Raw genomic sequence first — 19,244 nt, forward strand, 5'->3', positions numbered from 1 at the left:
TCGGCAGCACGCCAACAGAATATCAATCGCGCTTTTCGCGATCCCGCGCGGCGCGCTCTGCAATCGCCGCATCGACGGGATCGTCGCGTTGCCGCATTAGCCAGTAGACGCTGCCGAGCGCGATCAGCGCGGCCGCCAGTGCGGCAATGCGGCCCGGGTCCGTGGCAGGGTCAAGGATGATGAACTTGCGCGCTATCGCGAGCATCGCCACGAGAAGCACTGTCTTGACCTGCACGATGTGATCGCGTCTTAACATGACGCGAGTGATCGAATGCTTGAATTCCATCGCGATCAACAACGTCATCACCATGCCGAAAACCGCCTGAAAGATCGCATGATCCAGCGGATCGAGCGCCCCCGACAGCGTCAGCGCTATGACCGCCCGAATCAACTGCCACAGCGATACGACGATGATCACCGAGATCACGACGCTCAGGATGTGGGCGATGATCTGCTCGAAGCGCTCGTAGAAGGTCAGCACGCGCCATTGCAGCCGATATTCGTCGAGCTTCATGCGAATCTGGGTTGGCTTGCTCATGGATGGGGTCGCAGAGAGACTCGGGCACGGAGTGACGCCGACATCGCGTAGCGAGCCAAAGCCGGGCCTATGACGTTGAGCCATGCGTGCGGCGTTTTCTTTCGTCTACGTGCTGATTCTTTTCTCTTGTCTGCTGTGCACGATGCGTCACATCGCACCCCTCAGCAATCGTTGGGCCGCCAACGCTGGTGTAATGAACGCATGCGCGGCGCGCCTGACAGCGTCGCCGGTTTGCCTCGGCCGCGAAGGCGTTAGCTGGATTCTCGTTCAGTCGTCTGGAGCTCGGGAGTACGTCACAAACCACAAACCCCGCACGATGTTCAGAATCGCAGTCTGAGCATGAACCCAAGCGTGAATGGAAGATCGCTCGAAGGGATCGGCGGAATCAGGATGATGTTCGCGCCGACGCGCTTGTATTCCAGCATGATGAGCGGCGCGGCAACCGGACCGACCGTATGGTTATGGCCGAGGCCGTAGCTGCCGTAGTCATAGCCGGAGATGAGCCCGGCCATGACTGCGAGCCTGATGTAATTCCAGTGAAGGAAGTCCGGTCCCCACACGCCGCCGCCGTAGAACGACGGCTTCGACAGCGAATTGCGAAAGTAGCCGCCTGTCACCGCCCATTGCGGCGCGACCCAGCATTCCACGCCGATGCCCGGATTGAATTGCTCGAAGTCCTTGTCCGGGTGAAAGTGATGCGAAGCGACCATCGCGTCGAGCCAGAGACCGTCGCCGCACCAGCTTGCGTGCGCGGCGGGCGTCCAGCCCAGCGCGACGAGCGCGGCAACCGCCGATAAGTGCGCGCGAAACGTTCGGAATCGGGACAGCCATGTGCACATGTTTTATCCGCCAACGCGCGTACGGTGGCGCCGCTTTTTTGAGATGTAGGTCGAGGCGAACTCTACCCGATCGCGACATTTTCGTGTGTGCTGACGAAAAGTCCGTGACGGCTTGCGCGCGTTCGGATGATCTCGGCGAAACTTGTCGACGTTCTATTTTTGTTTTCGAGGCAATGCGCGATGAAGGCTTATAAGCGTCTCGTTCTTTTTCTCGCGGCGATCGCATTGACGGCGTGCACGCCGCTTCAGGTCGTGACGCATCACGTTTCGTCGAGTGAATCGAGCGTGCCGGCAGGACGTTATCAGCTCGATCCGCATCACTGGAACGTGAGTTTCGACGTCGATCATTTCCACTACTCGCGCTTCGTCATCCGATTCGATAAGACCACGGCGCAACTCGACTGGAACGCGGACGGAATGTCCGGAAGCTCGGTACGCGCGCGAATCGACGCGTCCAGCGTCAACACCAATGTGCCGCTGCTCGATCGCATGCTGAAAGGGCCGGACATGTTCGATGGCGCGCGTTATCCGGACATCGTTTTCGTCAGCACGGCGTTTCAACGCACCGGCGAAGACAAGGGCATATTGACGGGCGATCTGACGATACGCGGCACGACGAAGCCGGTCACGCTCAACGTGACGTTCAACGGTCACGCGGTCAATCCGCTCACGAAGCAGGAAACGCTGGGCTTCTCCGCCGACGGACATTTCAGCCGCGCTCAGTTCGGACTGACGACGTGGTATCCGGCCGTCGGCGACGATGTGCACGTCGCCATTCAGGCCGAATTTTCGAAGGCGTCTGCGGACAACGCGCCGTGATGCGTGCCGCTCAGGCCGCGACGGCGGTCCAGTCGAGCACGACCTTGCCGCTGTTGCCGGAAAGCATCGTGTCGAATGCGCGCTGATAGTCGTCGACGGGAAACGTGTGCGTGAGGATCGGGGAGAGATCGAGGCCGCTTTGCAGCATCGCGACCATCTTGTACCAGGTCTCGAACATCTCGCGTCCGTAGATGCCCTTGATTTCGAGTCCCTTGAAAATCACCTGATTCCAGTCGATGGCGGTCTGCGCCGGCGGAATGCCGAGCAGTGCGACCTTGCCGCCGTGATTCATCGATTCGAGCATCGCCGTGAATGCGCTCGGCACGCCGGACATTTCCAGGCCCACGTCGAATCCTTCGGTCATGCCGAGTTCGCTCATCACGTCGCGCAGGTTTTCGTTGGCCACGTTGACCGCGCGCGTCGCGCCCATCTTGCGGGCAAGTTCGAGCCGATAGTCGTTCACATCGGTGATGACGACGTTGCGCGCGCCGACGTGCCGCGCGATCGCCGCAGCCATCACGCCGATCGGCCCGGCGCCGGTAATCAGCACATCCTCGCCGACGAGATTGAATGAAAGGGCGGTGTGCGTCGCGTTGCCGAAGGGATCGAAGATCGCAGCGAGATCGTCGGAAATGTCAGGCGGAATCTTGAACGCGTTGAACGCCGGGATCACGAGAAACTCCGCAAATGCGCCTTCACGATTCACGCCCACGCCGACCGTGTTGCGGCACAGGTGACGACGGCCCGCGCGGCAGTTACGACAAAAACCGCATGTGATATGGCCTTCGCCCGACACGCGATCGCCGATGGCGAAGCCGCGTACTTCCTGTCCCATCTCCACGATCTCGCCGACGTACTCGTGACCGACATGCATCGGCACCGGAATCGTCTTCTGCGCCCATTCGTCCCATTTCCAGATGTGGATGTCGGTGCCGCAGATCGCCGTCTTCCGGATGCGGATAAGAACGTCGTTGTGACCGACTTCGGGTCGCTTCACGCGCGTCAGGGTGAGGCCGGGTGCGCGTTCGAGTTTGGCGAGGGCTTTCATTGCGTTTGATCCTGGCGTTTGATCCTGGCGTTTGGTCTTGATGATGCTGCTTCGAAGGTCGCGGGCCTTTATGCGCATAAAGTCAGCCGATGACGCCGAGGGATCGGCCGACGCGAGCGAACGCATCGACTGCACGATCGATCTGTTCCGGCGTGTGTGCCGCGCTCATCTGCGTCCGGATGCGCGCGCGTCCTTTCGGCACCACAGGGTAGGAAAAGCCAATCACATAGACGCCTTCGTCGAGCAGCGCATCAGCCATCTTGGACGCGAGTTGAGCGTCGCCGAGCATGACCGGAATGATCGGATGTTCACCGGGGACAAGATCGAAGCCGAGCGCGGACATCGCCTTGCGGAAGTGCGCCCCGTTCTCGCGGACGCGCCGGCGCAACGTCGCGCCTTCGTCGCTCGCGAGCAGTTCAAGCACTTTCAGCGATGCCGCGGCGATGTTCGGTGCCAACGTGTTCGAGAAAAGATACGGCCGGCTGCGCTGACGCAGCAAATCGATGACTTCCTTATGCGCGGCGACATAGCCGCCTGACGCGCCGCCAAGCGCCTTGCCGAGCGTGCCGGTAATGATGTCGACGCGATCGAGCACGCCGCATTGCTCCGGGGTTCCGCGCCCGTTCTCGCCGATGAAGCCGACGGCGTGGGAATCGTCGACCATGACGAGCGCACCGTAACGGTCAGCGAGATCGCAGATGCCGGAAAGGTTGGCGATGATGCCGTCCATCGAAAAAACCCCGTCGGTCGCGATCAGCTTGAAGCGTGCGCCGGCTGCATCGGCTTCCTGAAGACGCGCTTCCAGATCGGCGAGGTCGTTGTTCTTATAGCGCAGACGCCGGGCCTTCGAGAGCCGCACGCCGTCGATGATGCTGGCGTGATTCAGTTCGTCGCTGATGATCGCGTCTTCTTCGGTCAGCAGCGTTTCGAAGAGGCCGCCGTTTGCATCGAAGCAACTCGAATAAAGAATGGCGTCGTCCGTTTCGAGAAAACGCGCGATCGCCTGTTCGAGTTCCTTGTGCACGGTCTGCGTGCCGCAGATGAAACGCACGGACGCCATGCCGAAACCATCGGCGTCCAGTCCGTCCTTCGCGGCCTCGATCAGCCGGCGATCGTCCGCGAGACCCAGGTAGTTGTTCGCGCAGAAGTTAAGCACCGCCGCGCCGTTCGCGAGCCGAATGTCCGACGACTGCGGACTCGCGATGACGCGCTCTGTCTTGTAGAACCCCGCAGCGCGAATTTCGTCGAGCGTCGAACGCAAATGGGAGAGATATCGGTCTTTCATCGCAATCCTTGTTCTGGGCCTGCCAATGCAATCCGCGCCTCGTGACTCGCGCGCGCCGTCCTTAGCCCTGTTATAGTGCATCCATCGCATCGGACATGTTCGATATTTCGAACGCATTTCCGATATGCCGAACACTTTACGGGATTGGTCGATTCATGGCAAGCACGGGTTCAGAGGGAAAAGCAGCCGATCTCGCGGGCGCAGGCGCAACACCGCCGCGCGTCGGAGAGATCATTCAACGCTTGCGCAGCGAACGGAAGCTGACCCTCGACGATCTGTCGCGCGCGGCCGGCGTGTCGAAGTCGATGCTGTCGGAGATCGAGCGCGACAAGGCCAATCCGACGATCGCCGTCGCGTGGCGACTGACCAATGCGCTCGGCATCAGCCTCGACCAATTGTTCGCGCAGCAAAGGCCCGCCGAAGCGATCCGCGTTTCGGGGCTGCACGAAATACCGACCCTGAGTGGGGACAACGGCGGCTATCAGTTGCGCGTGTGGGGACCGATTGAACTCGCCGGCAAGTTCGAGTGGTACGAACTTACCCTGCAATCGGGCGCCGCGCTCACGTCGAATGCGCACGAACCGGGAACGCGCGAGCATCTCACAGTGCTGAACGGTTCCATTGAGGTCGATGCGTCGGGTGCGACGCGTCGTCTGAAGGCGGGGGAAACCGCGCGGTATGCCGCGGACGAGGCGCACGCGATCCGGAATGTCGGGCGCGCGGAGGCCAAGGCGTTGCTCGTCGTCATCCACGGCTGATGCGTTGAGCGTCCGGAACTTTTTGCGCATAAAGTCGGCGCGCCGCCGTGCGCCCGCCAATAAAAACGGGACGCATCGAGCACGTCCCGCTCAAAGCGGCGCCGGAGTCGCGGCGCCGGTTGGCCCGTCTTACGGGTTCTTTTTCACGCTGTCCTTCAGATCCTCGCGTGCATCGCCCACGCCTTTTTGGACCTTGCCGGCTGCTTGCTGCATGTCGCCCTTGGCTTCCTGAGCCGTGTCCCCCGTCATTTTGCCGACGCCCTCGTTGATCTTTCCCTTGACCTGCTTGCCAACGCCTTCGGCTTGATCCTTGTTCATGTCAGTTCTCCCGTGGTTTGCAGCGCTGTTGGCCGCGCGGTGCCGTCGAACGAACGCAGAAACTGCCTGCGCGTTCCGCTCAGGAGTTTCCCAAGCACGGTTAAACGATGCGCTTTGTCGGCAGGCGCGCATAGCCGCGCATGTCTGAAACGCACGTAGGCGGAATCGCACATACACCCGGTTCGACTAGCGCGACGCTATTTTCATTGCAACAAGTACTGTATATTTGTACAGTACAATAAGACCGGCCGGAAGGGGTGGATCATGGAGTCGAATGGTGAAAACCTGAGCAGAAGGCAGTTCGCCCGCGCGGTGCATGACCTCGAGCGCATCACGCGTCAGATCGCGGGGCGTTACATCGATAAAGGAGTGCCGCTGACCTGGCGGCTGTTGCATGCCATCGAGGCGGAGGCCGTCGCGGACCTCGGATTCGCGGGACGACACGAAGCCGCCTTGCGCGAGCTGTTCGCGCGTCCCGATGACTTTCATTTCCCCGAAACCGATGACGTCGTCGACGTTGCATCCTCGGATGCCTTGCCCGCCGTTTTCGCCTTCGCCGTAGACGCCTACGAGCGCGCATCGCGACAGAATCGGCCGCGAGCAGTCAGCGCTGCGCATTGACGCATCCCGCGGCACGCGACTGAACCCGCGTGCCCCGGTTCATGTCATCGCGCAGCGGATCGTTTCACGGCGCGAACTCCGCCGCGATGTCCGCATCCGAACGCGATTCGAGCTTGCCGTCCCGGCACGCAACGCGAAACACCTCGTAGTCCTTTTCCACCTGATCCGCGTAGGCGCGACCGTAGCGCACTAGAACGTCGGCCATTCGATCGCTGTTGCCCAGGTAGCCCGAGATTTCCGGCGCGCATCCGCCGGACTTCGCGTGCGCGCGGGCAAGCGCCCAGCCGCAAAGCACGGCGTACTCGCGAAAGACGTCGTCGCTGAAAGTATCGAGTTCTGCGGAAATTTTCATGTCGCGTAACTGGCGGATGTAGAGCGTGCGCCCGAGCGGTCCGGTCGCCCAGCCGAGAAACGGGTCCGTGGCGGCCTGCATCAGACGTTGTCCGTGAACGACGCGGTGCCCGTCGTGTTTGATATCGTCGGCGTGCTTCGCATGTTTCGTGAATCTCGCGACGACCGACGTCGATGCCTCCTTCATCTGCAGGAAAAGCGGCTTGTCGTGATGATCCGTGAGCAGCAAAACGAGGCAGCGCGTGCCGACGCTGCCCACGCCGACCACCTTGAACGCGACGTCCTGCAGGCTGAATTGCGACAGCAATCTCGCGCGCTCCGGCGTAAGCGTCGCGACATAATCGCGCACGAGCGTCGCGAGCGCATCTTCACGACTGGCTTTGAGCGTCATCCAGCCGTCGTTCTTATCGATCAGCGTGCTCTTGCCGTGGATGTGAAACACGGCAGGCGGCGCATCGCGAATGCGCCACGTGTCGCCGGTTCGGTCGGCGAGTTTCGGCAGCATCGTTTCGTGCGTGCGGCGCGAAGCCCGTTCGATGCCGCGCTTGATGCGCCGCCGCGCGTCTTCGCTCTGCACGGCCTGGTACATGCGATCGAAGGTGATGCGCTCGTACCAGAGATCGAGCACGCTCATTTCAGCGTACTCGCGCAGATGCGTCTGATAGCTGCGCGCGGCGACAAACGCGAACTCGTCCGCAGCCAGATCGCCGTGGCCGAGATGCCGGCCGGCGATCGTGAAGCTCGCGACCAACCGTTTCAAATCCCATTCCCACGGACCGGGCGCGGTTTCGTCGAAGTCGTTGAGATCGAAAATGAGCGCGCGCTCCGGCGTTGCGAAGCCGCCAAAGTTGGAAAGATGACAGTCGCCGCAGATCTGAATGGCGATGCCGCTGTCCGGTGTGCCGGCCAGGTCGTGCGCCTGAAGGATCGCGCTGCCGCGATAAAACGTGAACGGCGAAACGAGCATGCGGCCGTAACGCAAGGGAATCAGCGCATCGACGCGGCCTTTGCTGCTTGTCCGCAAAAGCTCGATGGGATCGCGATCGGCATCGCCGATCGCCTCTTGCGCGGCCCGCGGTGTGCGTTCGCGCCTGGCGCGTCCATTCGCGCGACGTTCCTGCCAGGATTGCTGGGGCATCGCTCGCTCCTTTTTGCTCTTGTGTTCGTGGATGGAAGGAAGCCGTATAGACGACAGTAGTCGACGAAACGCACGCCCGCCAAGACAGTTATCGACACTTTGGCGGACACACGCGCTTGACGTCGCCCGCCCGAAGCCCGACCCTGTGCGCAGTGCAATACAGCGCGCAACGCGCCTTCGAACAATATGCCGAACACTTCCGATCTCTTCGACCAACAGCGCGCCGACTGGCAGGCGGACCCGCACGCCGCGTTCGATGCATGGCTCGCCCAGCAATCGTTCAGGGCGTCATCGGCCGATGTGTATCGCGCGCAATGGGGAAATTTTCTCGAGTGGCTGGCCACCAAACGCGCGACGCTGCATACGGTGCAACGTCCGGTCATCGAACAGTTCGTCGCGCAACTGGACATCCGACGCCCGCAGCGCATGCGGTATCTGCGGCTGATCGAGCGCGTGCTGGATCACGTTCGGGAAGTGGACTCGGCGGCGACGAATCCGGCGCGCTTCATCGCTCAGGACGGCGACGCGGCATGGCGCAAGGCACGCGACAACGAGCCGACGGGCTTTCTCACCCACGATGAGCGCGCGCTGCTCGTCGCGCATCTGTTTTCTCCGATCGGCGCCTTGTCGGCCGGGCAGCGCTGGCGCGAGCGGCGCGACCGGGCGTTGGTCGCCGTCTTTCTCGGCGCGGGCGTGAAAACGGGCGAAGCGGCGCAATTGACCGTCGATTGCTACGCGGCCGGCGCGCCTTACGTGACCGTCGACGCGTCGAATCCGCTGCTGATCCGGCAGGCGCGGCTCGCTCCGTTCGCGGTCGAACTGCTCGACAACTGGATCAGCGAGCGCAAGACGGCTGGCCTTGCAGGCGAATTGCTATTCCCGGCAGCACCGACGGGACGCTCCATGCACAAGGCGACGATGCTGCGCGCGATCGACGCCGTCGTGGCCGCGTCCGGGATAGCGGCATCGCGCGTCGCGCGCGCAAGTCCGCAGACCTTGCGCAACACGTACGCGGCGGAGTTGTTCGAGGATGGCACGGACCCCGATCGCGTCGGCCAGTGGCTCGGATTCCAGCAGACGATCTCGGTTCACCGGCTGCATCGTGCCTGGCAAGAATGGATGGGTGAGCAAATACGGGAGCGCGACATTGCTCACGCGCGCGCCGACGGGGAACGGCACATGTCCGTCGACGATCCCGAAAACCCTCACCTTTGACGCCGGCGCTCACTCGACGCGCGATTACGAGGTGCTGACGCGCGCCGACCGGATAAATTCGTCGACGGCCGCAAGCTTCGATGCCGTGGCCCCGGAGGTGCGCTCGCAGTTCGGGCAGGAGAGCTCGTATTCGTCTTCGTGGCGCTGCAGTTCCGGTTCGCCAGCCTCGCACGCCGGACAGGAAGTTGGCGCGGCGACGTGCGCGTCAATCTGCGTGCCGAGGCGGGCGATCTCGGCGGAAGTGAGGCGCCCCTGCGCCGCCAGCGACGCGATCAACGCGCCGACTTCCGCGCTCGCACCGGATTGAACCCGCCGTGCATCGCGCTCGAGAACTAGCGCATCGATTTCGTCGGACTGCGCCCGCACTTGCGACTCGAGCCGGTCGGCGCGGCTTCGGGCTGCGCTAAGTTGTTGAATGAAATCGAATTCCTTCTGACTCGCTTCGCGTGCGCTGGTCTGATAGGTGGCGGCCATGCCGCGCAGGGAGTCGAGTTCGACGAGCATCGGATGCACGCGCCGTTCGGCCTCCTTGACCGCGTCCTTGATCTGCTGAGCGTAGTGCTCGGTGCTGTGGCGCAGCTCGTTTTGAAGCTCGTCGATGCGGTCGCGCAGCCGTGCCGCAGCGTCCTGCTCCTGCTGCAGACGCGCCGAGAGCGTCTCGTTCTCCTTCTCCCATCGGGCGATGACTTCGCGCAAGCCCGCCTGAGCGTCTGTGCCTTGACTGCGCAGCGTCTTCAATTCGGCTTCCAGCGCCGCGATTTGAGCAGCGCCTGCTTCGGCGCGCGCCTCGGCACGCTGCTGAGCCCGCTCGATCGCCTCGCGACGAATATCGGCATCGCGAGCCTGGGCTTGCGCGGCCTGGATGGCCATGTCCAGACGGGCCTTTTCCTCGTTAAGGGCGGCACGCGCGGCCGTTTGAGCCTCGTCATATAAAGCCGCCAGCAGTTCGCCGGCACGTTCCTGCAATGATTCCGGCATCGCCCCAGCGTCGATGCGAACGCGCAACGTCGAACGGAGACTGGCCCAGAACGCCTCGATGTCCTTGGGGATGTCGCTTGCGCTGCCGGTTTGAGTCAGTTCGCGGACAGTCGTAACCGAGGGCCGAACGCCCAGGTCGAAGAAGAGTCGCTTGCAGGCGTGTTGAGAGAGGTCTTGCCGCCGTGCGCCGGTGGCGCGCATCGCTTCGATTTCTTGGCGCAGCGTGTCGCGAGTAGATTGATCCATGGTGAAAATCTAGCAGTTCAACATGATGATCATAACGTTTTACGTGTTGATCGTTATGTTTTTCGTTCGATCGTTCACACCAACGTCGATAACAGAGCATTTAGGCCGTTTTCGACAACTTGGCATGGTACACATGTCCGCCGTCGTGAAACATCCTGAAGATACCCCTGCAAGTCGATGATTTGTCGCGGATTTTAGTCCCATACGCGCCATGGGCGTCTGTTTCACGCAGCTTTTCGTTTTTCTAATTACTGCGTGCAAAACACTGCACCGCTAGAGAGTATTAGAAGTTAACACCTTTGAACCTTGTTAACATCGTTAACGCCAGCCAGAACCCTTATCGGATAAGGCTTTGCCGGACGTCAGGTGAGATTGTACGGGAACTATGGTGAAACTCTGCGGGAGCGAACGGTGACGGGCTTCGGGATGATCGGTGAGGGCCCTCGGGAAGAATCGTGAGCGGGTTCGGGGAGGCTCCAAAATGATGGGTGAGCTTATTCGGGGGCACGCGCACGCTAACGCGTTGATTTCTGAGGGCGCCCCCCTGGTCTGTCGGCTTCGTTCGGTGAGAATTTTCGGGAGCATGCGAATCGCACTATTTTGGAGTCGATTCGGGTAAAGCTTACCGATCGGTGAGGGCTTTCAGGGTAATTCCCGAGAGAAAGGTGAGCGTTTTCGGGGGCGAAGGCTGCTTTTCGCTGAAATTTTCATCTGCCGACGCCTGAGGTGAGCTTTTCCGGGAGCGAAATGGAAGATTCACGTTCTCGGTGCAGCCGTAGTCTCTTCTTGGATGGGCTCGCAGGGCCGGTGAGAGCGTCTAAGGTGAGCCTTTCCAGGAGTGTCTGCGCCTGCTTTTTTCAGTCCATCTTCCCTGTCATGCGCCTCGCATGGTGAGGAAATCCGGGATCACGCGCGCTGTACGAGAGCTGTCGCTGCACTAGATGAGAAATCGCGCGCATGAAAAAACATATTAGAAACAAGTGGATAGACCAGGATGGCCTGTCGTTGCGTTTAGCGGAAACACGGTATGGTGAGGGAATGCGGGAGCTACGAGCGTCGGTGCGGGATAGTGCCAAGAAACCGTCGGTGAGGATTTACGGGAGCCACCTTCTTCACGTTTTGTGTCGAAAGCGAGATAAGTGCCTGGGAGAGCACCATTTTTGAGCGACGACGGAAAAAAGGTGAGGCTTTGCAGGACGCAGCAGGGTGAGCATTTGCGGGACAGGCGATATGAGGTGCAGCAGGTCAAAAGTGATAGTTTTCGGGGGCCATAGGCGGCGCGAAGCCCGTAGAACGGGGCTGAACGGGGGCGATCGGGTTGAAGAAAACTCGATGAGGTGAGACTTTTCGGGACCTGTCGATGCCGATCTTTCGAAGTGAGGGCGCGCCGTTATAACTTTGCACCGCACCGATGCGCGGCCGAAGCGGAGAAGGACGGACTTTCGGCTGTCTCTGCCGCGCCACACGTCGTTCAACGAGCCGAAAAATTTTTAAGGTGAGCCTATTCGGGAGACTGCTTGAGCTCCCGGATGGCGCCGAAAAACCGTCGCAATCCGTTTACCCGCGTGGACACTGCAGCTAAAAGATACCCTCGATCGGTGAGCGGTGAGTGTTTTCGGGAGCGCACCGCAGTGAGCCGTGCTGTCTGTCTGGGAATCACCCCTGTGTGGTGAGGGTGTCCCTATAGACGGGCTTCACCCCAATCGGTATCCTTGCTCGCAATATCGATCTTGACCATTTCATGGCCACCAAGCGCGCAAAGAAAACCGATGTCGTCAGCCCCAGTTCGGCGGAACTGCGCAAGGCAGTCGAGGCCATTGCGATTCAGCCGAAAAGCGGCAAGATCACGCTGCTCACCAGAAAGTTGTTCAATGTGCTGCTAGCCGTTGCTCAACAAGCCGACGACTCGGGTGACACGTATCGCGCGTTGCTGTCGGATATCGTCGCAAATTCTGCGTTCGACTCGAACGACACTGCGCTCGTGAAGGAGCATTTGCGTCGCATGGTGTCGGTGCAGGTCGAATGGAGCACCGGCACATCGAGTCAGAAGCCGGGTCGCAAGTGGGGCATCTCGACGCTGATCGCCGACGCCGAAATCCTCGAAGATCCGACGACGCGCCGCGTCTGGGTCGAATTTTCATTCGCGCCGAAAATCAAAAAGAAGCTGCTGGATCCTGTGCAGTATGCGCGCCTGAGCCTGCAATTCCAGAGTCAGTTGCGCAGCAGCGCCGGCCTCGCACTCTATGAAATTTGCGTTCGCTATCTCACGAATCCCAGCCATCTGACGATGCGCGAGACGTGGGAATGGTGGCGGCCTATTCTTTCAGGAACGCCCGATACCGAAGCCGGCGACGAAGCCAAGCGCGAATACAAATACTTCAAACGCGATTATCTGCGGCCCGCAATCGCCGAGGTGAATGCGGTGACCAATATCTTCGTCGAACTGGTGGAACACCGCGAAGGGCGCCGCGTGGCTGAGATTCAGTTCCGCGTGACCGAACAAAAGCAGCCGATGCTCGCGCTGGACGAACATCCGAACGTCTTCGACAGCACGTTGGTGGATCGGATGGTGAAGATTGGCATTCCGCTCAAGGACGCGCAGACGCTGTATGCCGACAGCGAGGAAAACCGCATCCGCGCGGCGTTGCAGATGACCGAACAGCGCATGCGCAGCACGACTTTGCCGCCGGTTCGCAGCGGCGCGGCGCTTTTCAAGGACGCGCTCAAAAAGGGCTACGCGCCACCGGTAGAAGCGCTGCCTCCGGCAACGAGCGGTACGGCCTCCCGCACGCCGGCTGCCGCCGACGATCTCAAAGCCCGCTTGTTGAGCGAATTCTCGGCGTACCGCCGCAAGGAAGCGCGCGTGCTGTACGACGAGCAAGGTGAGGAAGAACGGGAGGTCGCGCGTCAATCCTTCGAGGAGGACGTTTTGCCGGGGCTCGGTGCCCACATGCGCGACGACTGGCGCAAGCGCGGACTGGATTCGAAGCTGGCGGAAACATCCTTCTTCGACTGGCTGGCGCGAAAGACGTGGGGCGAGCCGACCGATGGCGACTTGCTGGCATTTACGCTCAGTCAATCGCGCTAAAGTCTCCGCGCGCAACCGAAAACGTCCAATTCGAAAATGGCCGCCGGTCCATGATCTCGGCGGCCATCGTGTGCATTTACTTCTTGGTCTCGACAGGCTGAAGCATCAGTTCGATCTGATGCAGTAGCTCATCGCGCTTCTCGCGCGACAAGCCTCGCAAACGCAACTCGAGACGATCTTCGCCGTATGACTTCAGATCGCCGACTGCGACGCCGTCCAGCTTGATTTCGAGGCGCTGCGCATAGCGTTGCCGACCAGGCGTCTTCGGCGCTTCCTGAGCGTTCGCGCGGCCCTTGACGATATCGGCGACCTGCCGCGTGCTCAGGTCATCCGACGTGATCTTGTTGATCAGCCGCAGCGTGGCGTCGGTGCCGCGCGCGGCGTGATAGCGCACGATCTGATAGGCCATGTTCGAGCCGAATCGGTCCGGCCGCGCAACCATCTCGTGCATGACGTTCTCAGGAAGCTTCGCGATCGACAAAGCGACGGCGATCGTCGATTCGTCCAGCCCGAGGTGATCCGCCAGTTCGCGCTGGCTCTGGAAATGCTGTTCGTCGAGAAAGCGTCGCCAGACCACGGCGTTGTCGAAAACAGTCTGCGAGTCGCGCTGAACGTTCAGGTCATAACCGAGCTTGTAGCTCTGAATGCCGATCGGCAGATCGACGACCACTGCCTTCACGGTTTCCTTGTTTGCCTCTTTCAGTGCTCGCACGCGCCGACCGCCATCGCTGACGAAGAACGTTCCCGGATGCTCGTAATCGGGAATGACGTGAATCGCCTGTTGCTGGCCCTGCTTCGCCAGATTGACGGCCAATTCCGCGATTGACGTCTTCAGATAGAAATGGCGCGGGTTGAACGGGCTGGGCTTGATCGACTTGAGCGGCAACTCGATTATCTGTCCGGCCGTGTAGCGGTTTGCACGGCGCCACGCACGATATTCATCGGACTCAGGTCCGGCGTTGATGTCGCCCGGCTCGTCGGCCACGAAGGCGCTCGATCGGCCGTTCGCGGCGGCCTGCCCCACATGTTGAATGTCGACGATGCCATCGATCGCATTCAGGCGATCCAGCGCAGTGCGCTTCTCGCTGCTCGTCGTGTCGGGCCGAGCCTTGAAGCCCTTGGCAAATTGGGACGGTTTCATTCAGGGTCCTTTATGCGCATAAAGTCAGGAGAGCATGTCGAGGATCTCGTCCGCGACCGAGCGGATTTCCGCCGCTGCGAGGCGCGAGCCGCGATCGCTCATTTGAAGCACGGTCTGTCCAAGCGCCATCGCCTGCTTGTAACACTCGCGCGTTGGGATCTGCGTTTTCAATAAGGGAAAGCCGAGCTCTTCGAGCGCAACCTTGAGTTCGCGCGTGAGCATGCGCTTTTCTTCGGTCTTGTTGAGCAGAAAGACGGCGCGCAGATCTTCGTTCATCACCTGCGCTTGCTGAACGAGCTTGACAAGGCCGACGCTCGACCAATAGTCCGCCGGCGATGACGAAGTCGGAATCACCGCGACGCTCGCCGCCAGCAACACGACGCCAGATACCTTCTCGGTGATCGACGGCGGGCAATCCACGACGATGACGTCGTAGTCGTTGACGAACTTCTTGATTTCCCGATGAATCTGCCCGCCGGCCTCGGAGAGATTGACGACTGGAAACGGGATGCCGCTTGCGTCATCCGATGCGGCGCTTGACCAATGGATCAGCGTGTTCTGACCATCGGCGTCGACTACGAGCACACGCTTCTTCTTTTCGTGAAAGGCCGCACCGAGATGCATCGCAATCGTGCTTTTGCCGACGCCGCCCTTTTGTTGCGTGATCGCTATGATTTCCGCCGCCACGTTCCACTCCGTATTTTGAAGTCCGTTGAATTCTACATTGTCGTTGTTGTTTTTCCAGTGATATTCCGCAACAACTGACTCGCGTTAGCCGTTCGGCCGAGGTTTATGCGCATAAAGTCCTTGTCCGGCCGGCGGCCGGCGTCGGACGTGCCCGACTTTATGCGCATAAAGCCGCCGCCATCCTATGGCGAGGCGGGTCTTACAAGCACCGCCGCCTCGCCTTTATGCGCATAAAGTCGCACTCCCTCGGTGGCCTGGACGCCAGTCATCACCTGCAAAACGAAATCGCCTATCCTAGGCGCTGACACAACTGCGCCTACGCCGGAGCCTCCATGACTGTTCGCAACCTGGACACCCTGTTCGCGCCGAAGTCGATCGCTGTCGTCGGCGCTTCCTCGCGTGCGGGCAGCATCGGCGAGATGGTCTGGGCGCGTGTGCAATGCGCTGGCTTCACAGGTTCTCTTTGGCCAGTCAATCCAAAATACGACTCGCTGACCGGCGAAACCGTGTACCGCGACGTCGACGCGTTACCGGAAGCGCCGAACGTTGCCGTGATTTGCACGCGACCGCACACTTGGCCGGACCTCATCGAGCGCCTCGGCCGACGCGGAACGAAAGCCGTCGTGATCGTCGGCGAAGCGAAGCAACGCGGAGAGTCTTCCGCAGCGGACGCCGACGAATGGACCGTTCGTACGCTCGCCGCCGCCCGGCCTTTTCTCGTGCGCGTGATCGGACCTGCCAGTCTCGGCGTCGTCACGCCGGCAATCGGCGCATGTCTCGGCGCCCCCGCATGCAGTGTCAAGTCGGGCGGCGTCGCGTGGGTGTCGGGATCGAACGCGCTGACGAACGGCGTACTGGGATGGGCGCGTGCTCGCGGACTCGGCTTCTCGCGAATCGTCGCGCTCGGGGATGAAGCCGACGTCGATTCCGGCGACATCCTCGATTTCCTTGCAAGCGATGCATCGACGCGTGCGATTCTGCTCGCCATCGAAACGGTTCGGTCGGCGCGCAAATTCATGTCCGCCGCGCGCGCCGCCGCGCGAAACAAACCGGTGCTCGTGCTGCGCACGGGTCGCGATGACCCTTTCGACCGCCTCTACGGCGCGGCCTTCCGCCGTGCCGGACTCGTCCGCGTCGATTCGCTCGATGATCTGCTCGATGAGATTGAGACCTTGGGCATCGGCCGCGTCGCGACAAGCGATGTCGCAACTGTCATCACAAGCGACCGCGGCGTCGCAGCACTTGCCCAGGACGCCTTTGGCGCAGCCGGCGACGACCTCGCGCAATGGCCGATCGCCGCGCGCGACGCCGTCGCCGCCGCGCTGCCTCGCGCTCGCGCGGGCAATCCTCTTCTTCTCGGCGACGACGCCACGCCCGCGGATTTCGGCGCGGCGCTCGAAGCGCTCGCATCGCATCGCGAGACCGGCACAGTGTTCGTCGTGCATGCGCCGACGCATAGCGCGCCCGTCGCCGAAGTCGCCCGCACGTTGATTGCCGAGCGACGTCACGCTTATCGCGGATTGCTCGCGTGCTTTTTCGGCTGTGTCGATGCCGCCACGCGCGACGAGTTGCACGCGAACGGCATTCCCGTGCACACGACGCCGCATCGGCTGGCGCGCGGTTTTGCCCGGCTCGTCGATTTCCGGCAGGGCCGCGAACTCTTGATGCAAACGCCCGACGGCCTCCCCGCGAATATTCCCGAAGACATCGACGCCGCGCACAACGAGATTCGCACGGCGCTCGCAAACGGCATCGCCGAATTGAATGGCGAACGTGCGGCGCGCGTATTCGCTCGTTTCGGCATCTCGGTGAAACCGGGGCCGCCCGACTCGCTTACGAGCGATGCCGTCGAAATTCAGACGCGCCTGCTCAACCATCGCGTGTTCGGTCCGGTATTCGAATTCAAGGCCGAAGGCGCGCTCGGCCTTGCCGACGCACTTCACGAGTTTGCGTTGCCGCCGCTCAATCCCGTGCTTTCGCGCGATCTCGTCATGCGCTCGCCGCGTTCGCGCGAACTGCCCGCCGAGTCGCTGCTCAATGCGCTGACGGCGTTATCGCAACTCGTTTGCTATATCGAAGAAATCGTTGCGCTGCGTCTCACGTTGCGCGTGACGCGCGATTCAGTCGCCGTTCACGAACCGCAACTCACGCTTGGCGCGCATCGCAAGCCGCTGGCGATCGTGCCGTATCCACGCTGCCTCGAAGAGACGCTCGACTGGCGCGGCATGCGCGTCACCGTGAGGCCGATTCGTCCCGAAGACGAAGAAGCGCACGCGGCGTTCGTCGCGGCCAATACCGCCGAGGATTTGCGCCTGCGCTTCTTTGGCGCTGTCCGTAACTTCGATCATTCGCAACTCGCGCGCATGACGCAAATCGACTACGACCGCGAAATGGCGCTGATCGTCACGCGAGCGAACGGTGACGGCACGGGCGAGACGCTCGGTGTCGCGCGCGCGATCGCCGATCCTGACAACGAGACCGCGGAATTCGCCGTCGCCGCGCGCTCGGATATGAAGGGCAGGGGATTGGGCTCGCTGCTGCTGTCGCGCATCATCGACTACGCGAGACAGCGCGGCACCCGCTGGATGGTCGGCGAGGCGTTGCGCGAGAACGCCGGCATGATCGCGCTCGCACGCAACACCGGCTTCGAAGTGACGAAGACCGACGACCCGGGCGTCGTCGGTTTCAGGATGCGGCTGTGCGATGCGCCGTCACAGCCGCGCGGCGATTAAGCCGCGAATTTGGCGAGCGCGTCGTCGATCTGGGCGCGCGACAGCGAAAGCTCGTCGAGCAATGCTTCGGCGTACAAACTGCCCGTTTCCTTTTCGAGGCGCGCGATTGTCAACGCGCAGCGCGACGTGTCCTTCAACGTCGCGATGAACGGCTTCACCGATTGCCCCGAAGTGAACGCATCGAAGAGCGGCACGCGAATGTCGTCGGGCAGCGCGCGCGACGTCCACTGATACGGCTTGCCGTTGTACGTCAGTTGCGGCGGCAGCGTGCGCTCCTTCTTCGCGGCGGGAATCAGGCCGAATGTCCGTGCCGCATCGCCGATCTGCTCGGCCGAAAAAAGCTCGTCGGGCGTGATGTCGAACTGCGCGATATACGTTTCGATCGCCTGCATCGCGGCCGCGCGATCGTCGCGTTTCTTTTGCGCGCGGGCGACAATCTCGCGCAGTTCGTCGGCTTCTTCGGATGTGATCGTGAAGTTCGCCTGTTTTTGCTGCAGTTCGGTGAAGCGGAGGAATTCGGAGTCGGAAAGGAGTTTCGCCATCGGGAATGCGTCGGATTGGATACGGCGGCACGCCATCGCGGCGCGCCGTCTTTTTGAGAGGGCCGCCATTCTAACGCGCGAAGCGTGCGCCATTCAGTCGTGCGTCATCGAAAGCGACGCGGCTGCATTTTTCAGCAAGGACGTGACGTCTTCGATCGACGGCGCCACGTAATCGTCGATGCGCCGCAGGTACGGGCAGGTGAGAGCGGCGATCGCCTGGCCGGACGGCCCGAGCAGCGGATACGTCACGTCCGTCACGCCGAAAGTCTGCTGGCTATCCTTTTGCGAATAGCCGAGTTCGCGAACTTGCCGGTAGTCGGCGTCGAGCACGGCGCGATCGACCGCGAGTTCGCCTTTGACCTTCGTATGCTCGGCGAGCATGTGTTCGCGCTGTTCGTCGGTCTGAAACGCGAGCATGACGCGGCCGGAGCCCGTGTCGATCAACCCGACGCGCGAGCCGAGCCGCACTGAAATGCCCCACGTGCCGGGACCGTCCACTTGCGCGATGACGAGCAAATTTCCGCGATCGTAGACGACGAGATGCACGGATTGCTCGGCTGCATCTGCGAATCGCTGCATCGCCGGAAGCGCCTCGGCGATGAGCCGATTCATCGGCGGATGCCGATGCGCGAGCGCATACAGCTTCAGGCTCAACGAATAACGATCGCCTTCAGGCGAGCGCACAACGTACTGCCGCGCGACCAGCCGCTCCAGCATCCGATACATCTCACTCGCGTTGCGCCCGAGCATCTTCGTGATTTCCGCACGCGTGAGGCCCGACTTTTGTTCCGAAAGCAATTCGAGAATATCGAGCCCTTTATCGAGCGCGGGCGCGCGATAACGATCGGCGTCGTTGTCTTCCACGTCCATGTGCTGTCTGAGTTGGTTCATGAATTCGCG

Annotated in this window: 16 protein-coding genes and 2 pseudogenes; 6 read left to right on the plus strand and 12 right to left on the minus strand. The window is 61.5% G+C overall.

What is annotated here, in order from left to right:
* Positions 1-22: 22 nt before the first annotated feature.
* Entirely contained in the window at positions 23-514 is a 492-nt protein-coding gene (locus tag NCS00_RS20385; protein WP_008354218.1) for a phosphate-starvation-inducible PsiE family protein, read from the minus strand.
* A gap of 344 nt (positions 515-858) precedes the next feature.
* The gene (locus NCS00_RS20390; RefSeq protein ID WP_250440836.1) at positions 859-1,377 is read right to left on the minus strand and encodes a hypothetical protein; all 519 of its coding nucleotides are present in this window, start codon (positions 1,375-1,377) and stop codon (positions 859-861) included.
* Between the two features lie 180 nt (positions 1,378-1,557).
* Between NCS00_RS20390 and NCS00_RS20395 the strand changes: the two genes are divergently transcribed.
* Entirely contained in the window at positions 1,558-2,196 is a 639-nt protein-coding gene (locus tag NCS00_RS20395; protein WP_034472270.1) for a YceI family protein, read from the plus strand.
* Positions 2,197-2,206: 10 nt separating this feature from the next.
* On the opposite strand, the gene tdh is transcribed toward NCS00_RS20395, so the two are convergent.
* Both tdh and NCS00_RS20405 read right to left on the minus strand, forming a co-directional pair.
* Positions 2,207-3,244: an L-threonine 3-dehydrogenase gene (gene tdh, locus NCS00_RS20400; RefSeq protein ID WP_008354214.1), complete on the minus strand. Its 1,038-nt coding sequence runs from the start codon at positions 3,242-3,244 to the stop codon at positions 2,207-2,209.
* An 82-nt stretch (positions 3,245-3,326) separates the two neighbouring features.
* On the minus strand, positions 3,327-4,529 hold the full coding sequence (locus tag NCS00_RS20405; RefSeq protein WP_250440837.1) for a glycine C-acetyltransferase: 1,203 nt from the start codon (positions 4,527-4,529) through the stop codon (positions 3,327-3,329).
* Positions 4,530-4,684: 155 nt separating this feature from the next.
* On the opposite strand from NCS00_RS20405, the gene NCS00_RS20410 reads away from it, so the two are divergent.
* Positions 4,685-5,287, plus strand: a complete 603-nt coding sequence (locus NCS00_RS20410; RefSeq protein WP_250440838.1) for a helix-turn-helix domain-containing protein — start codon at positions 4,685-4,687, stop codon at positions 5,285-5,287.
* 129 nt (positions 5,288-5,416) lie between these two features.
* On the opposite strand, the gene NCS00_RS20415 is transcribed toward NCS00_RS20410, so the two are convergent.
* Entirely contained in the window at positions 5,417-5,605 is a 189-nt protein-coding gene (locus tag NCS00_RS20415; protein WP_008354211.1) for a CsbD family protein, read from the minus strand.
* Positions 5,606-5,869: 264 nt separating this feature from the next.
* Here NCS00_RS20415 and NCS00_RS20420 point away from each other — a divergent pair, with 264 nt between their 5' ends.
* On the plus strand, positions 5,870-6,226 hold the full coding sequence (locus NCS00_RS20420) for a DUF2471 family protein (protein WP_250440839.1): 357 nt from the start codon (positions 5,870-5,872) through the stop codon (positions 6,224-6,226).
* A gap of 64 nt (positions 6,227-6,290) precedes the next feature.
* Here the strand turns inward: NCS00_RS20420 and NCS00_RS20425 are convergent, their stop codons facing one another.
* Positions 6,291-7,715, minus strand: a complete 1,425-nt coding sequence (locus NCS00_RS20425) for a DUF2252 domain-containing protein (RefSeq protein WP_250440840.1) — start codon at positions 7,713-7,715, stop codon at positions 6,291-6,293.
* A 186-nt stretch (positions 7,716-7,901) separates the two neighbouring features.
* Between NCS00_RS20425 and NCS00_RS20430 the strand changes: the two genes are divergently transcribed.
* Positions 7,902-8,930: a tyrosine-type recombinase/integrase gene (locus NCS00_RS20430; RefSeq protein ID WP_250440841.1), complete on the plus strand. Its 1,029-nt coding sequence runs from the start codon at positions 7,902-7,904 to the stop codon at positions 8,928-8,930.
* A gap of 24 nt (positions 8,931-8,954) precedes the next feature.
* Here the strand turns inward: NCS00_RS20430 and NCS00_RS20435 are convergent, their stop codons facing one another.
* Positions 8,955-10,154, minus strand: a complete 1,200-nt coding sequence (locus NCS00_RS20435) for a DNA-binding protein (protein ID WP_250440842.1) — start codon at positions 10,152-10,154, stop codon at positions 8,955-8,957.
* Positions 10,155-11,895: 1,741 nt separating this feature from the next.
* Here NCS00_RS20435 and NCS00_RS20440 point away from each other — a divergent pair.
* Entirely contained in the window at positions 11,896-13,242 is a 1,347-nt protein-coding gene (locus tag NCS00_RS20440; RefSeq protein ID WP_008354205.1) for a replication initiation protein, read from the plus strand.
* 76 nt (positions 13,243-13,318) lie between these two features.
* Here the strand turns inward: NCS00_RS20440 and NCS00_RS20445 are convergent.
* From NCS00_RS20445 to parA, 3 genes and pseudogenes are all read right to left on the minus strand, one after another.
* A pseudogene (locus NCS00_RS20445) lies at positions 13,319-14,200 on the minus strand (ParB/RepB/Spo0J family partition protein); the annotation flags it as partial.
* 77 nt (positions 14,201-14,277) lie between these two features.
* Positions 14,278-14,383: pseudogene (locus tag NCS00_RS33710) on the minus strand (ParB/RepB/Spo0J family partition protein); the annotation flags it as partial.
* 24 nt (positions 14,384-14,407) lie between these two features.
* Positions 14,408-15,070, minus strand: a complete 663-nt coding sequence (gene parA, locus NCS00_RS20450) for a ParA family partition ATPase (RefSeq protein WP_250440844.1) — start codon at positions 15,068-15,070, stop codon at positions 14,408-14,410.
* Positions 15,071-15,402: 332 nt separating this feature from the next.
* Here parA and NCS00_RS20455 point away from each other — a divergent pair, with 332 nt between their 5' ends.
* A complete protein-coding gene (locus NCS00_RS20455; RefSeq protein WP_239295341.1) occupies positions 15,403-17,802 on the plus strand; it encodes a GNAT family N-acetyltransferase in 2,400 nt (799 codons plus the stop codon).
* On the opposite strand, the gene NCS00_RS20460 is transcribed toward NCS00_RS20455, so the two are convergent.
* Entirely contained in the window at positions 17,799-18,344 is a 546-nt protein-coding gene (locus tag NCS00_RS20460) for a hypothetical protein (RefSeq protein WP_008354201.1), read from the minus strand. The genes NCS00_RS20455 and NCS00_RS20460 overlap by 4 nt on opposite strands.
* A gap of 93 nt (positions 18,345-18,437) precedes the next feature.
* Positions 18,438-19,235, minus strand: coding sequence for an IclR family transcriptional regulator (locus NCS00_RS20465; RefSeq protein WP_372492614.1), 798 nt, complete (start codon positions 19,233-19,235; stop codon positions 18,438-18,440).
* Positions 19,236-19,244: the final 9 nt, after the last annotated feature.

It is taken from the genome of Caballeronia sp. AZ1_KS37 (genome assembly GCF_023631165.1).
GTDB classification, from domain to species: Bacteria; Pseudomonadota; Gammaproteobacteria; order Burkholderiales; family Burkholderiaceae; genus Caballeronia; species Caballeronia zhejiangensis.

What these genes read in the sequence shown, in the direction of transcription:
- NCS00_RS20420 (WP_250440839.1), top strand. Translation starts at nt 5,870, where the DNA reads ATGGAGTCGAATGGTGAAAACCTGAGCAGAAGGCAGTTCGCCCGCGCG.
- NCS00_RS20395 (WP_034472270.1), top strand. Translation starts at nt 1,558, where the DNA reads ATGAAGGCTTATAAGCGTCTCGTTCTTTTTCTCGCGGCGATCGCATTG.
- NCS00_RS20430 (WP_250440841.1), top strand. Translation starts at nt 7,902, where the DNA reads ATGCCGAACACTTCCGATCTCTTCGACCAACAGCGCGCCGACTGGCAG.
- NCS00_RS20385 (WP_008354218.1), bottom strand. Translation starts at nt 514, where the DNA reads ATGAAGCTCGACGAATATCGGCTGCAATGGCGCGTGCTGACCTTCTAC.
- NCS00_RS20405 (WP_250440837.1), bottom strand. Translation starts at nt 4,529, where the DNA reads ATGAAAGACCGATATCTCTCCCATTTGCGTTCGACGCTCGACGAAATT.
- NCS00_RS20455 (WP_239295341.1), top strand. Translation starts at nt 15,403, where the DNA reads ATGACTGTTCGCAACCTGGACACCCTGTTCGCGCCGAAGTCGATCGCT.
- NCS00_RS20410 (WP_250440838.1), top strand. Translation starts at nt 4,685, where the DNA reads ATGGCAAGCACGGGTTCAGAGGGAAAAGCAGCCGATCTCGCGGGCGCA.
- NCS00_RS20390 (WP_250440836.1), bottom strand. Translation starts at nt 1,377, where the DNA reads ATGTGCACATGGCTGTCCCGATTCCGAACGTTTCGCGCGCACTTATCG.
- NCS00_RS20440 (WP_008354205.1), top strand. Translation starts at nt 11,896, where the DNA reads ATGGCCACCAAGCGCGCAAAGAAAACCGATGTCGTCAGCCCCAGTTCG.
- NCS00_RS20415 (WP_008354211.1), bottom strand. Translation starts at nt 5,605, where the DNA reads ATGAACAAGGATCAAGCCGAAGGCGTTGGCAAGCAGGTCAAGGGAAAG.
- NCS00_RS20435 (WP_250440842.1), bottom strand. Translation starts at nt 10,154, where the DNA reads ATGGATCAATCTACTCGCGACACGCTGCGCCAAGAAATCGAAGCGATG.
- NCS00_RS20460 (WP_008354201.1), bottom strand. Translation starts at nt 18,344, where the DNA reads ATGGCGAAACTCCTTTCCGACTCCGAATTCCTCCGCTTCACCGAACTG.
- tdh (WP_008354214.1), bottom strand. Translation starts at nt 3,244, where the DNA reads ATGAAAGCCCTCGCCAAACTCGAACGCGCACCCGGCCTCACCCTGACG.
- NCS00_RS20425 (WP_250440840.1), bottom strand. Translation starts at nt 7,715, where the DNA reads ATGCCCCAGCAATCCTGGCAGGAACGTCGCGCGAATGGACGCGCCAGG.
- NCS00_RS20465 (WP_372492614.1), bottom strand. Translation starts at nt 19,235, where the DNA reads ATGAACCAACTCAGACAGCACATGGACGTGGAAGACAACGACGCCGAT.